At 42.9% G+C, this 13,877-nt stretch carries 17 protein-coding genes and 1 tRNA gene; 12 read left to right on the top strand and 6 right to left on the bottom strand.

Translation table 11 applies throughout. The annotated features are described in order from the left end of the window. Positions 1–110: 110 nt before the first annotated feature. A complete protein-coding gene (locus V5739_RS02440) occupies positions 111–905 on the bottom strand; it encodes a hypothetical protein (RefSeq protein ID WP_423819518.1) in 795 nt (264 codons plus the stop codon). A 229-nt stretch (positions 906–1,134) separates the two neighbouring features. Between V5739_RS02440 and pepE the strand changes: the two genes are divergently transcribed. Continuing rightward, positions 1,135–1,842 (top strand): dipeptidase PepE, encoded by a 708-nt coding sequence (gene pepE, locus V5739_RS02445; protein WP_423819519.1) that lies wholly within the window; start codon positions 1,135–1,137, stop codon positions 1,840–1,842. Then, on the top strand, positions 1,829–2,758 hold the full coding sequence (locus tag V5739_RS02450) for a glutaminase (protein ID WP_266069486.1): 930 nt from the start codon (positions 1,829–1,831) through the stop codon (positions 2,756–2,758). Before pepE ends, V5739_RS02450 begins: the two co-directional genes overlap by 14 nt. Here V5739_RS02450 and V5739_RS02455 read toward each other — a convergent pair. From V5739_RS02455 to V5739_RS02470, 4 genes are all read right to left on the bottom strand, one after another. Then, positions 2,736–3,341 (bottom strand): alpha-ketoglutarate-dependent dioxygenase AlkB family protein, encoded by a 606-nt coding sequence (locus V5739_RS02455; protein ID WP_423819520.1) that lies wholly within the window; start codon positions 3,339–3,341, stop codon positions 2,736–2,738. The genes V5739_RS02450 and V5739_RS02455 overlap by 23 nt on opposite strands. Before the next feature lie 71 nt (positions 3,342–3,412). Then, the gene (locus tag V5739_RS02460; protein WP_266069484.1) at positions 3,413–4,234 is read right to left on the bottom strand and encodes a GNAT family N-acetyltransferase; all 822 of its coding nucleotides are present in this window, start codon (positions 4,232–4,234) and stop codon (positions 3,413–3,415) included. Between the two features lie 342 nt (positions 4,235–4,576). Next, positions 4,577–4,649 (bottom strand) — tRNA-Gly (locus V5739_RS02465). Positions 4,650–4,702: 53 nt separating this feature from the next. After that, positions 4,703–5,155 (bottom strand): GNAT family N-acetyltransferase, encoded by a 453-nt coding sequence (locus V5739_RS02470; RefSeq protein WP_423819521.1) that lies wholly within the window; start codon positions 5,153–5,155, stop codon positions 4,703–4,705. 31 nt (positions 5,156–5,186) lie between these two features. Between V5739_RS02470 and V5739_RS02475 the strand changes: the two genes are divergently transcribed. From V5739_RS02475 to V5739_RS02490, 4 genes are read left to right on the top strand one after another with little or no spacing between them, the layout of a single operon-like run. Further along, on the top strand, positions 5,187–5,747 hold the full coding sequence (locus V5739_RS02475) for a ClpP family protease (RefSeq protein WP_423819522.1): 561 nt from the start codon (positions 5,187–5,189) through the stop codon (positions 5,745–5,747). A gap of 1 nt (position 5,748) precedes the next feature. After that, entirely contained in the window at positions 5,749–6,045 is a 297-nt protein-coding gene (locus V5739_RS02480; protein WP_266069481.1) for a GNAT family N-acetyltransferase, read from the top strand. Then, positions 6,046–6,489: a GNAT family N-acetyltransferase gene (locus V5739_RS02485; RefSeq protein WP_423819523.1), complete on the top strand. Its 444-nt coding sequence runs from the start codon at positions 6,046–6,048 to the stop codon at positions 6,487–6,489. Further along, on the top strand, positions 6,486–8,099 hold the full coding sequence (locus tag V5739_RS02490; RefSeq protein ID WP_423819524.1) for a L,D-transpeptidase family protein: 1,614 nt from the start codon (positions 6,486–6,488) through the stop codon (positions 8,097–8,099). Before V5739_RS02485 ends, V5739_RS02490 begins: the two co-directional genes overlap by 4 nt. 4 nt (positions 8,100–8,103) lie before the next feature. On the opposite strand, the gene V5739_RS02495 is transcribed toward V5739_RS02490, so the two are convergent. Continuing rightward, complete coding sequence (locus tag V5739_RS02495) at positions 8,104–8,859, bottom strand: murein L,D-transpeptidase catalytic domain family protein (protein ID WP_423819525.1); 756 nt, start codon at positions 8,857–8,859, stop codon at positions 8,104–8,106. A 272-nt stretch (positions 8,860–9,131) separates the two neighbouring features. Between V5739_RS02495 and gpmI the strand changes: the two genes are divergently transcribed. From gpmI to V5739_RS02525, 6 genes are read left to right on the top strand one after another with little or no spacing between them, the layout of a single operon-like run. Continuing rightward, positions 9,132–10,649 carry a 2,3-bisphosphoglycerate-independent phosphoglycerate mutase gene (gpmI, locus tag V5739_RS02500; RefSeq protein WP_423819526.1) on the top strand — a complete coding sequence of 506 codons (1,518 nt, stop codon included), beginning with the start codon at positions 9,132–9,134 and terminating at the stop codon, positions 10,647–10,649. A gap of 2 nt (positions 10,650–10,651) precedes the next feature. After that, positions 10,652–11,200, top strand: a complete 549-nt coding sequence (locus V5739_RS02505; RefSeq protein ID WP_423819527.1) for a thioredoxin family protein — start codon at positions 10,652–10,654, stop codon at positions 11,198–11,200. 33 nt (positions 11,201–11,233) lie between these two features. Beyond that, positions 11,234–11,650: a BT0820 family HAD-type phosphatase gene (locus V5739_RS02510; RefSeq protein ID WP_266069475.1), complete on the top strand. Its 417-nt coding sequence runs from the start codon at positions 11,234–11,236 to the stop codon at positions 11,648–11,650. After that, positions 11,647–12,471 carry a type I methionyl aminopeptidase gene (gene map, locus V5739_RS02515; protein ID WP_266069473.1) on the top strand — a complete coding sequence of 275 codons (825 nt, stop codon included), beginning with the start codon at positions 11,647–11,649 and terminating at the stop codon, positions 12,469–12,471. Before V5739_RS02510 ends, map begins: the two co-directional genes overlap by 4 nt. Beyond that, a complete protein-coding gene (locus tag V5739_RS02520; protein ID WP_423819528.1) occupies positions 12,464–13,027 on the top strand; it encodes an HNH endonuclease signature motif containing protein in 564 nt (187 codons plus the stop codon). Before map ends, V5739_RS02520 begins: the two co-directional genes overlap by 8 nt. After that, positions 13,024–13,791 (top strand): class I SAM-dependent methyltransferase, encoded by a 768-nt coding sequence (locus V5739_RS02525; protein ID WP_423819529.1) that lies wholly within the window; start codon positions 13,024–13,026, stop codon positions 13,789–13,791. The genes V5739_RS02520 and V5739_RS02525 overlap by 4 nt, the downstream gene beginning before the upstream one ends. Positions 13,792–13,877 lie beyond the last annotated feature (86 nt).

The raw sequence follows: 13,877 nt of genomic DNA on the forward strand, positions 1-13,877 counted from the left end.
AATAACGACCAAAATCAGGCATAATTACATCAAAAGCATAATAATTAAAGAAAAATATTAAAACTCACCTCTCAAAAATGTCAATTTTACTGGGTGTTTTTTCTTAACTCTTAATCTTCAGAAGGAGAATTCGCCTCCCGTAGTTTGTATTTCTGGCTTTGCGCCACAAGAAACTCAATTAACATCATCTCGTTCTTTGGTTGGAGCATTTCTTCAGTAAGGCCATTATCTGCAGCAAAATAAATGAAATCTGATATATCTTCTTCCGGAATATTGAGCTGGTCCTGGAAAAATTCATCATCATGAAGCTGAAGAATTTGCTCATCAAGGTCGTCATCACCGCCCACCGTTGTGGTAACATCACGAGAGGTAAAAATATTCCTGAAGATGTTAGCAAAATTCATCCCGCTGTAAATCATCCCACTTCGCATAGCTGCATTGGGGGGAGAAACCAGCGAATCGGGTCGAAAAGTGTGATTATACGGATTAATTTCTGCAGCCGATTTTGTAGGAAGATCGGTTGATACTACGGGAATGATCTTTACATCTACCTCTACATTTCCTGAAAGGTCATAAGGGCTCACTACAACTTCCGGTAGTTCGGTAACTGCTTCAGAAATAAAAACGTTGAGCTGCCGGTTCTCTACAACGCCTTCATCTACCACTACTGAAAAATCCTGAAATTGAAGTGCCGAGAACTGCAAGGTATCTCCGGCCATCACTCTTATGGTAAAATTCCCCCGATCATTTACCACCGTGGCACTTTTGGCCGTGCGGTTAACTACGGTAATACCCTGGGGCGTCTCCCCTACCGGGGGGGTTACACTACCATTGATCTGCACTCTGTCCTGAGACAAAACTGTGAAGGAAATAAAGAAAATTATACAGAATAATAAAGATTTCATAATGCTGATTTTCTTAAAGGAACAAAATCTATTCTTTATAAAAATTTAATTCCCGACTAAACTTTCGTTAAATATCCTTCAACCCGAAATATATATTCATTAGCCTCTGAAGCCTTGTTCAAGCCATTTTATTTACCATCTTAACCTGCTTTCTCTTCAGAATTGGCCAAATTTTAGAATCTCCCTGTGTCATATTTTTTAATTTTACATCAATTACTAAACAAGCCGCATGAAAAATCTTATTCTTGCCAGTACTTCTACCCTGCACAACCAGGAATATCTTGAATATTTACTGCCCCTCTTAAAAAGCCATTTTAGAGACTGCAGCAACATCCTGTTTATTCCCTATGCCCGCCCCGGCGGAATCTCTCATGAAGATTACACTGCAACTGCACAAAAAGCTTTTGAAAAAGCAGGCCTTGAAATTAAAGGCATCTACGAATTTGATTCTTCGCATGAGGCTGTGAAACAGTCTGACGGATTTTTTACCGGTGGAGGAAATACCTTTCTCCTTGTACAACAGCTCTACAGGCACGATTTGCTTGCTGTGCTTAAAGAAGCTGTAAACCAGGGAAAACCTTACCTGGGTACCAGTGCCGGGACCAATATTGCCGGGCTCACAATGAAAACTACCAATGATATGCCTATTGTGTACCCGCCATCCTTTAATACCCTTGGGCTGGTGCCTTTCAATATCAATCCGCACTACCTGGACCCCGATCCTAAATCCACACACAAAGGTGAAACCCGCGAAACACGTATTATGGAATTTCACCGTCACAATACACCACCGGTTATAGGCCTTCGCGAAGGGAGCTGGCTGGAAGTGAAAGGAAAAGACATTAAGCTGAAAGGAACACTTACCGCCCGAATTTTTGAAGCCGATAAAGAGCCCTTTGAAGTAGAACCGGAAACCGTGCTGAATGACCTCAACTAGCGTAGATTACCAAAAGATCCTCAACCAGATCAACCAGGAATTTATAGACCAGCCACGGTCGGGCAAAGTGGCATCTTACATCCCCGAACTGGCCAAGGTGCCATCGAACAAATTTGGCATGCACCTCTATGATCTTGACGGAAGTAACTATTGCTTTGGCGACAGCCAGGAACGCTTTTCTATCCAGTCAATTTCCAAGGTTTTCACCCTCTCCCTTGCCATGAAAGTCATGGGAGATAAGCTGTGGAACCGGGTGGGCGTTGAACCTTCGGGAGACCCTTTTAACTCTCTTTCGCAGCTCGAGAACGATTCGGGTATTCCCCGGAATCCTTTTATAAACGCGGGAGCGCTTGTAGTAGCCGATGTACTGGTATCTTCCTTTAGTAATGCCAAGGCTGCACTCCTCACCTTTCTTCATGAAATAACCGGTAACCCCCAAATTGATTTTGATCCCGTGGTGGCCGCCTCCGAGCAGTCTAAAGGTTACCGTAACTACGCCATGGTTAACTACCTAAAATCTTTCGGAAATATTGAGAACGATGTAGAAGATGTGCTCGATTTCTATTTTCACCAGTGCTCTATCGCCATGTCTTGCCAGGAACTGGCTAATGCTTTTATTATTTTCGCAAATAACGGTACAACCATAGGCTCTGAAAGAGAGTTTCTCACCGGCCGACAGGTAAAAAGGGTTAATGCGCTCATGCAAACCTGCGGATTTTACGATGAAGCCGGGGAATTTAGTTTTGAAGTGGGCCTGCCGGGAAAAAGTGGCGTGGGCGGCGGCATAGTTGCTGTTCACCCCGACAGGTTTGCAGTGGCAGTATGGAGTCCGCCGTTGAACCCCAAAGGAAATTCAGCGTTGGGAATGGCTTCCCTAGAACGCCTCACTACCCTCACCGGATTTTCGATTTTTTAATATTTCTGAAAGTGAGGTTGATACGCATTTGCTTTACTTTCTTTGACTTCGGAAGGCTGTGCAACCAGTTTTTCTGAGTATCTCCGGTCATAAGCAGAAGGCTGCCCGGTTCAAGCTGAAGTTCTATTTTTTCGGCTGAAGTTTTGTGCTTAAAAACAAATCTACGTTCAACACCCAGGCTTACAGAAGCTATTGCCGGCTGCTTTCCCAACTCTGCTTCTGCATCACTGTGCCATGACATTCCCTCTTCCCCGCTGTGGTAGAGATTGAGCAGGCACGAATTGAACTCCAGGCCCGTCACCTCCTCTACCCTTTTTCGCAATTCTAATAACTCCGGGATCCAGAGCTTTGCTTTTTTTGTCATTTTTGAATAGGTGTACTCAAATTCGCGGTCGCCATACCAGGCAGTCTTTCGGGCGGTAACAATTTTCTTCCCAAAGATCATAACCTCATCATGCTGCCACGCCACCTCATCCAGCAAATTATTGAAAAAACGCTGCTCTTCACTTTCGTTAAGTATTTTTCCGAAGTAGTAACTTTTCCCATCACTGGGTAATATATTTGGAGGATAAGCAGTCTGCATCACTTTTAAGTTTATAATTAAAAGGTGTTACTGCTGAAGTTAAAAAAAATTCCTGAAGTCCCAATATTAGCTCAGAAGGAAGAGATTTCCATCTCCATCTCGTACTGGTTTACGGGATTCGAAAAATGCCATTTTTGAAGGGTATTTATCAGGCTCTCTCTTGCGGCACTTACATTTTTCAGCTTAACTTCTTTTGCTAACCAGCCTGCAGCAGTCAGAAGCTCGGGGTAATTATCTCTTTTTGAAAACAATTGAATGATATTCCCGCCATTATCGATCACCAGGTAAGCTTCAGGAGAGTCGGGATCTCCTAAACACCAGGTTTGAACCCGGTTTTGCATCAATGCTACAGCTTTGGCCGTATGGTCCCAGGAATAAAGCGCTTCCTCATAAAGCCCACTCTGAATTACCTGCGAAAAATGACATTTTTGAAGGGTAATTTCCGAAGAAGTTTCAGGAAGAGATCCGGTAAAGCTGCGGAGTTGTCGGGTAATCTCGAAGCCTATGCGGTTATACACTTTTAAAGCCCTTTCATTCTCACAGATCACTTCCAGCAGACATTTTTCAACTCCGTGAACCTTTAAAACAGGAATAGCGTGTTCATAAAGTTGATCTACGATTGCCCTTCCGCGGTAATTAGCTAGCACTCCTGTGCCGGTGTTATATGCTGTAAGTGACTCCCGGTGTTGATCCACACAATTTATAATATAGCCCACCAGCTCATCTTCATCAAACATTCCAAAGGAGAGCTCCCAGTTTACACGGGCAATGGTGAATCGCTCCCACCAGTAGTTAGGATCTTCGGGCAGTTTTATAAAATAACCTTCAAAAGCAGAAAGAAAGCAGGAAAGCACATTTTCAAAGGGAACGCCGGCCAGATTTTTTATCTTCATGGATCATTCTAAAAAAGGTTTAAAATTAAACGAATCCATTATTTAATCAATCTATCATTTCCGGGATTCGTAAAAAGGGAAGTCTGTTGAAGAATTATACTAAACCCTTTAGATGAGATGGCGTTCATTCGTAACCTAACGAGGGAATTTCCGAAGCTTCGGAAGTTGGCGCGGATTTGTAATCCGTGCAGCAGCAAAAAAACCCCCGACTTTCGTCGAGGCTTTGAGCGGGAGACCGGGTTCCCCTCGACGGAGTTTATCCCGAGCCTGACGAGGGGCTCGGGATAGGCTTCTCACCCAATCTCCCGCAAAAAAAAAGCCCCGACTGTCGTCGAGGCTTTGAGCGGGAGACCGGGTTCGAACCGGCGACATTCAGCTTGGAAGGCTGACGCTCTACCAACTGAGCTACTCCCGCGTTGATATTGCTCTGCAAATATATATCGAAAGTTTTTATTGCTCAAGAAAAATTTACAGCTTTTTTAAAAAGTGATACCCTTTGATTTGATAACCTTCATTGAGGTAAAACTTATGACTTCGGTAGTTTTGAACGTAACTGTTTAATTCTGAAGTTTCACAGCCTTTTTCGGTCGCATATTTATAAATAAATTCAAATAAACTTTTGCCTACGCCCTTGCTTCGGTATTCTTCCTTAATAAAAATATGATCGGGTTCACAAGAGCGCCCCGCATAATGCCGCGTCATAAACCACAACCCAAATACTCCCACCGTTTGCTCATCATGTGTGATCTTAAAGCATTCGTAATTTTGATCAAACATTTCAGAAAACCTTTGGGTAAGGATCTCGTTTGAAAATTGCTGCCCCATTAACTCCTGTACCATAGGCAGGATATGCGGAATTTCTTCCTTTAAAATCTTGTTAAATGCAAGGTTCATCCCCATCTTTTCTGCAAAAATAGTCATATTTTTAGCTGCCAATCATTTAAAAAACACAATGAAAGACACAGATAAACCCGGAAAAATTCAGGATCGCATAGAACAGTCCCTACTCAATGAACGCAAAATTTTTCTTTGGGGCACCGTAAACGAGAAAACTGCAAAACATGTTATTGAAAGAATGATGTACCTGGATGCCACGGGAGATGATGAAATTCAATTCTATATAAGCAGTCCGGGAGGATACGTAACCTCGGGCTTTGCAATCTATGATACGATGCTGAGCCTCAACAGCCCGGTTTCTACCATTTGTACCGGCCTGGCCGCATCTATGGCATCAATCCTACTTTCGGCCGGGGCTAAAGGACGAAGGTTCATTCAGCCGCACGCCAAGGTGATGATCCACCAGCCAAGCGGAGGTGCGCAGGGGCAGGCTTCCAATATTGAAATCCAGGCTGCCGAAATATTAAAGATCAAAGAACAAAGCGCTCAAATTCTTGCCGAAAATTGCGGCCAGCCTTATGAACGCATTTATAAAGACTTCAACCGTGACTACTGGATGAATGCATCAGAATCTGTAGACTACGGAATTGTAGACGAAATAATTCAAAAAGGATAAAATGAACAAAGATATTCAGCATAAAGAAACAGACGGAAAAGGGATGTTCTACATTGAAGATGACGGCGAAATTGTTGCTGAACTCACCTATACTCTGAAAGACAACCAGATCATGACCATTGATCATACTGAAACCGATCCAAAATATAGCGGCGAAGGCCTGGCCAGTAGCCTCGTAAAACACAGTGTTGACTTCGCCAAAGAAAAAGAAATCAAGATAGATCCTCTTTGCGCTTATGCCGCAAAACAATTTGAAAGGCATGAGGAGTACCGGGAGGTACAGGCCACCGAAGGATAAATGATCCGCCAAATATCAGCCGAAGAAACTTATAAGGTCCGCCAGGAAGTATTACGCCCCGGCCGACCTTTAAAAGAGTGCTTTTTTGAGGGCGATCTCGAAGAAGACACCATTCACCTGGGGTTTTTTGAGGAAGAACAAGTAGTGGCTGTGGCCACTTTTGTAGCCCGTAAAAATGCCATTTTTGAAATCCCAATACAGTACCAGCTTAGAGGAATGGCCGTACTGCCTTCTCACCGCAACCAGAAACTGGGAGAAAAATTGCTTCATAAAGGGGAAGAAATCTTGAAAAGTAGAAATCCGAATACTTTACTGTGGTTCAATGCGCGCGAAACTGCCGTGGAATTCTATAAAAAGTATAGATATTCAACTACAGGCCCTGCCTTTATGATCCCAAACGTGTGCATGCATATTGTGATGTACAAAACACCTACTGAATTATGAAAAAGAGCTTTTTACTACCTTTATCGATCTTATTTTTAAGCCTTGGCGCCTGTACCGGCGACAAAAACAATCCGGCAGACAGGGCTTCGTCTGATAAAGCTTCAGAAAAAATTGCAGAAGCCTCACCCGATGGGATCAAAACAGAAATATCTTCTAAAAATGACATTTTTGAGGGGGGACTTTTAGAAGAGGTATACAGCGGGAGAGATTACAAATCTCTTTGGCGCGATGGGAAAACCATTCATTCCCTGTATAACAGCCTGCAGGAAGCCGATGAAGAAGGCCTCAATTTTAAAGATTACCACGGAAAAGAGATTGATTCTCTTTTATCAACTGCCGACCTGAGCTCACAACAGGCCGCACGCCTTGACCTGCTGCTTTCGGATGCTTTTCTCACCTATGCCCGTCACTTATACTACGGAAAACTGAATCCCGAAGAGCTGCACGAGTTCTGGGGAATTAGCCGAAAAGAAAAAGATTTTGGAAAGCTTTTGAAAGATGCTGTAGAACAGAAGGAAGTAAGCTCAATCCTGGAAGACCTGAAGCCTTCTCACCAGGTATACCAGGGACTCAAAAAAAGCCTTGCTGATTACAAGGAACAAAAGACCCAGGAAACTGCAATAAAAAAGATCTCACGAGGAGAAATTATTGAACCGGGGCAAACAGATCCCCGAATTCCTGCTATTGCACAAAGGCTTCAGGAGCTTGGGGTCTTTAAAGCTGATACTTCAGGCATTGGGCAAACTTATTCTGAAGAATTGGTAGATGCAGTGAGAAAATTTCAGCAGAAGAAAAGTATTCAAACCGACGGAATTATAGGAGATGCCACCATTGATGAATTGAATAAAGGGCCAAAAGAGGTTTACAATCAAATACTGGCAAATCTAGAGAGATGGCGCTGGTACCCGAGAGATTTGGGGGAACATTACATTTTGATCAATATTCCCAATTTTAAACTTGCAGTAATCAAAGATGGCGACACGGTGAGGAAACACAACGTGATCGCCGGAGCTAAAGAACGCCCCACCCCTATTTTTTCGGATACTATAGATCACCTGGTGATCAATCCTACCTGGACGGTTCCGCCAACGATCAAGTCGCAGGATGTACTTCCAAAAATGGCAGCAAACCGCTCTTATTTAAGCAATAACAACATGACCATTACCACCCGTAGTGGTGAACGTGTAGACCCATCAAGCGTGGACTGGAGCAGCGATGAAGCGCTAAACTACAACATTACGCAAAGGGCCGGACCTGCGAATCCGCTGGGGCGGGTAAAGATCATGTACCCAAATAAATACCTTATCTATTTACACGATACCCCTGCAAAAAGCCTGTTTAGCCAAACCCAGCGCGCAGAGAGTTCGGGCTGTGTAAGGGTAGAAGATGCTGTTGATTTGGCTGCTTACGTGGTAGAGAACCAGGATGACTGGCAAAAAGAGAGGATCAAGGAGATCATTGAAACTGGAGAAACAACTACTGTAAAAGTAGACCGGCCCATCCAGGTCCATCATTTTTACTGGACTGCCTGGCGGGCCGGGAATGAAACTGTTATTTTAAATGACGTGTACGATCTCGATGAACAGATCTACACGAAATTAACTGAATAGCTTTTTAAACCGATTGAGAATTCAAATAAGTGGAGTTAGAGATATAATCCTTATTCGTGTGGTAAATGAACAAGGCCGACCCTCCCTTGATCTTATTGATGATCTCTTTTGAGATTTCAGTAGGTACGGCAGGGCATCCGTAGCTACGGCCTAATCTGCCAAGCCTTTTGATAGATGATTCCTTTGCATAATCTGCACCGTGGATCACTACATACCGGTCACGGGCATTAGAGTTAAATTCCTCTTCCATGCCATCGATGAAAAGCGAAAGTCCGTTTTTTCCGTAGTAAGTTTCCGCAGTAACATAGAATCCGAGGGAACTCTGCAGCGAATTTGGTGTGTTTGAGAATTTAGTTGCCATGTTTCCTCCGGTGTTCTTTCCATGAGAAACGTACGTATGGTAAATGATCTCGTTGGTTTCCATATCAAGGATCCACAATCTTTTTTCGGTGGAAGGAAGGCTGAAATCTACGATACTCAACAGTCTGTTTTCAATCTTTTCTTCGTTTTCAAGTTTGTTATACCCGGTAATTGCATAGGTAAAAGAAACCTTTGAAGGCATTTGTGCATTTACAGTAGCGAATTCCTCGTAAAGAAGATCAATCTTCTCTTCGGCAGTTAATTCGGTTTTTACCTCGATCACTTCTTTTTCAGAAGTTTTTTCAGCAAAGACTTTTTCAGAATTAAAGGAATTGGTGGTAAAGGCAAAGGAGGCACTTATTGTAAGAAGAAGAGCAAATACAGTTGTTTTGTTTATCATATCTTTTTGTTAAATAGTTAGTTGACTATAATGTTTCAAAGGTCATACCAAAAAGGGAAGAAGATCAATTAATTCAGTAATAATGAGCATTTTAACATTCACCTCCACCTCTTATAAGAACTGCAAAATCTTAAAAATATTGCATAAATTTAAACCTTTAAATGTTAAAAAATACCTTTTGAGCTATTTCTGCTTTTCAGCCTAATTATAACGGCCTTACAAGCTTTCCTTACTATGCATATTTCGTATCTTTGTGAAAATACCCTAATTCAATGAATAAAAAAGTAATATTGATGATCCTGGACGGCTGGGGGATCAGCAATGACCCCAACACTTCGGCCGTTGATAAGGCAAATACACCTTTTATTGATTCCCTTTATAACAAATACCCTCACAGCAAGTTACGCACCGACGGAATGAACGTTGGCTTACCTGAAGGACAAATGGGCAACAGCGAGGTTGGCCATATGAACCTTGGTGCCGGACGAATAGTTTACCAGGACCTGGCAAAGATCAACCTGGCGGTACAGAATAATTCGCTTGGAAAAGAGCCGGTTTTGGAACAGGCTTTCAACTACGCCAAAACGCATAATAAAGCCATACATTTTATGGGCCTTGTAAGTGATGGCGGAGTGCATTCTCACATTAATCACCTTAAAGGACTACTCACCGCTGCTGAAGAATTTGGCATCTCCCAAAAATATGTGCACGCTTTTACTGATGGTCGTGATGTAGATCCCAATTCGGGAAAAGGTTTTATTGAAGACCTGGAAGATCATTTAAATAAAACCAATGGTAAACTGGCTTCGGTTATTGGCAGATATTATGCCATGGACCGCGATAAACGTTGGGAGCGAACCAAATTGGCCTATGATCTTATAGTGAATGGCAAAGGAGAACCCTGTCAAAACGCTGTGGAAGCTATTCAGAAAAGCTATGGTGAGGGCGTTACCGACGAATTCATTAAACCAATTGTGATGATCGATAGCCAGGGTAATCCTGTAGCTAAGGTTTCAGAAGAAGATGTAGTGATCTTCTTTAACTTTAGAACCGACCGCGGAAGACAACTTACAGCAGCTCTTACGCAGCAGGATTTTCCGGAGCAGGAAATGAAAGCTTTACCGCTGTACTTTGTTACAATTACCCGTTATGATGAGACCTTCAGGAATGTTCACGTTGTTTTCAGCAAAGAAGATATTAAAGCTACGCTGGGAGAAGTCCTTGAACACGCCGGAAAGTCACAGATAAGAATTGCAGAGACAGAAAAATACCCACATGTTACTTTCTTCTTTTCTGGCGGAAGGGAAAACCCTTTTCACAAAGAACGCCGTATAATGATCAACTCTCCCAAGGTGGCAACATACGACCTGCAACCTGAAATGAGCGCGTATGAACTGACTGACGCTATTGTACCTGAAATCAATCAGAAATCGGCCGACTTCATTTGCCTTAACTTTGCCAATCCAGATATGGTTGGGCATACAGGAGTTTTTGAAGCCGCGGTGAAAGCCTGCGAAACAGTTGATGAATGTGCCAAAAAAGTTGTGGATGCTGCCGTAGCTAATGACTACTCTGTACTTGTAATTGCCGATCATGGAAACAGTGAGTTCATGATCAATGAAGATGGCAGTCCAAATACAGCACATACTACCAACCCGGTACCGTTTGTTCTTGTAGACAACGATATAAAAGCGGTTAAGGATGGTATTCTTGGAGACATTGCACCTACAATTTTAAAGTTGATGGGCGTGGAACAACCTGAATTAATGACACAAAAACCACTATTTTAAAGATGAAGATATTCCTTTATTTATTGCTGTTGATCACGGCATCCAATTGCGGAAATACCGGAAATACAGAGAATGAACAGAAGACGACAGAACCGGTTTCACAGGAGGAAGAAGCAGGGAACTTAATTGGAGAGATTAATCTTGAAGATTTACAACAAGCTCCCTATTCTGCCTGGTTTGACCCAATGTACCAATCCTATAAGCCGGGAGAGGAAGCACTCAGCACAATAAAAGAGAATATTAATGAGTACGACATCATCATGTTCATGGGAACCTGGTGTGCCGATAGCCAACGGGAAGTTCCGAAATTTTACAAATTACTGGAGCTTAGCGATTATGATTTAGACAGGCTGCAGGTAATGGCGGTAAGGGAAGACAAAACCCTACCTAATGAAATGGAACAGGAGTATGATGTTATTTACGTTCCCACTATTATCTTTTTTAAAGATGGTGAAGAAGTAGGCAGGTTTGTAGAATACCCGCAGGAAGAGCTGGAAGATGATATTGCAAAAATAGTTTCGGGGCAGGAATACAAGCACTCTTACGAGTAGTTTTGGCTGCCATTTAAATTGTTATTTTTGCATATGCCCAAATTGTTGACAATAGCTGTAGATTTTGACGGAACATTGGTGGAAAACCGCTATCCCGAAATAGGCAAACCCATTTTGTTTGCTTTTGAAGCCTTACAGAAACTTCAACAGGAAGGACATCAAATCATACTCTGGACTTATAGAAGCGGAGTTAAATTACAGGAAGCGGTAGACTTTTGCGAGAGCAAAGGCATCAGCTTTTATGCAGTCAATAAAAGTTATCCGGAAGAAGAATTTGAAGAGAAGGCCATGAGTCGTAAGATCCTGGCCGATCTTTTTATCGACGACCGCAATATTAATGGTCTCCCCCCCTGGGGGGAGATCTATCATCAACTTATAGAGACTTCTAAAGTTGATCCCGTGCTGCCCAAAAAAAAGAATAAATTGCTAAGTATTTTTAAAAAGTTATGATCATACAAAGAACCAGAGAAGAAATTGAACTTATTCGCCACAGCGCCCTAATCGTGTCGAAAACGCTTGGAATGCTGGCTTCTGAAGTTAAACCGGGAGTTACCACCCTGCAGCTCGATAAAATGGCCGAAGAGTTTATTCGTGACCACGGTGCCGAGCCGGGTTTTCTTGGAATGTACGATTTCCCCAATTCTTTATGTATGAGCCCCAATGCCCAGGTGGTACATGGTATTCCTAATAACGAGCCTCTCAAGGAAGGAGATGTGATTTCTATTGACTGCGGGGCCTTTAAAAATGGATTTTACGGAGATCATGCCTACACCTTTGGAGTAGGAGAAATTGCCCCTGAAACACAAAAATTACTGGATGTTACCAAAGAATCCCTATACATAGGAATAAGAGAATTTAAACTGGGGAACCGTGTGGGAGATGTAGGTTTTGCCATTCAGCAACATGCCGAAAAGAACGGTTTTGGCGTGGTAAGGGAACTGGTGGGCCACGGCCTGGGAGAAAAAATGCACGAAGATCCAGAGATGCCGAATTACGGCAAACGCGGCCGCGGAAAGAAATTCATTGAAGGTATGGTGGTAGCCATTGAACCTATGATCAATGCCGGTACACACCGAATTAAACAACTACGCGACGGCTGGACGATTCTCACTGCAGATAATAAACCAAGTGCCCACTTTGAACATGATGTAGCTTTAATTGATGGAAAGCCAGAACTATTATCAACTTTTCATTACATTTATGAGGCGCTGGGAATAGAAAGCAATGAAGAAGAAGAATTTAGGGCACAAACAATCAACTTCCATGATTAAAAATTTTCGCCAGGAAAAATGGCTCCCCTACTCCAGAGAGAAATGGCACGACCGCTTCAGGTATGCAGTTTCTAATTACGGGAGAGTGGTGAGCTATGTAAAAAATCCTGACGGAGATCTACTAAAAGGGGGTAAGTCGCAGGGCTTCCTCACCTTTGTCGCGACCCTCAAAAATGGCAAAAAACAAGCCTGCTATATTCACCGGGTTGTTGCCGAACTTTTTCTTCCGAAGAAGGAAGGAGACGAATATGTTATTCACAAGAACTACAACAAGACAGAAAATAAGGTGAGCAACCTTGCCTGGGTAACAAAAAAGGAGTGGGTTGCGCATCAGCAGAACAATCCGCAGGTAAAGGAAAATAAGCTGAAGCGAAAGCTGGGCACCATAAAATGCTACTCCAAGCTAAGTTATGCCCAGGCCACAGTACTTAAGAAAAAACTGCTCGATCCCAACCGAAAAACCCGGATAAGGGTGCTGGCAAAGCAATTCGGGGTTTCAGAAATGCAGCTCTACCGCATCAAATCGGGAGAAAACTGGGGAGATATCAAGGTATGATTGGAAAAGCTTTCAAGTTTTTTCTGAACAAGATTCCCCGGCCTGTACTTATCCGCCTTAGCTATGCGGTAAAACCCCTTTTTGTACTTAGCCTCCGCGGAAATAAATACACAGATCCCATTGACGGCCGAAGCTTTTCAAAGTTTTTGCCCTATGGGTACGGGCAGCAACGCGAGAACGTGCTTTCCCCTTCTACCCTTTCCCTGGAACGGCACCGGCTATTATGGCTTTACCTAAAAGACCACACCACTTTCTTCACCGCCCCGCATAAAGTACTGCATTTTGCCCCTGAACAAGCCTTTTACAAACGTTTCAGGAAATTGAATAACCTTCATTATACTACCACAGATCTCAACTCGCCTTTAGCCGACGTAAAAGCCGATATTTGCGACCTGCCGTTTGAAGATAACAGCTTTGACTTCATCTTGTGCAACCACGTCCTCGAACACATTCCCGATGACACTAAAGCAATGCAGGAAATATACAGGATCTTAAGTCCCGGTGGCACTGCCATTCTGCAAATTCCGCAGGATTTAAATCGCGAAAAAACATTTGAAGACGATTCCATTACAGATCCTGCCGAACGCGCAAAGATCTTTGGCCAATACGACCATGTAAGGGTGTATGGACGAGATTACTTCGACAAATTAAGAGAAGTTGGCTTTAGGGTAGAAGAAGTAAACCTTACCTCTCAAATGGATTTACAACTGGTAGATAAATACCGGCTCGCAAAGGGAGAAGTTATTCCGGTGGCCAGGAAGTGATTAGTTATTGTGGTTAATTTGGGGATGGAGATTAGGGATTAGAATTTTCTCATGGGAGATAAAGTGAATCAGAAGGTAAATAGCCA

The sequence above is a fragment of the Salinimicrobium sp. TIG7-5_MAKvit genome (genome assembly GCF_049569215.1).
GTDB lineage: Bacteria > Bacteroidota > Bacteroidia > Flavobacteriales > Flavobacteriaceae > Salinimicrobium > Salinimicrobium profundisediminis.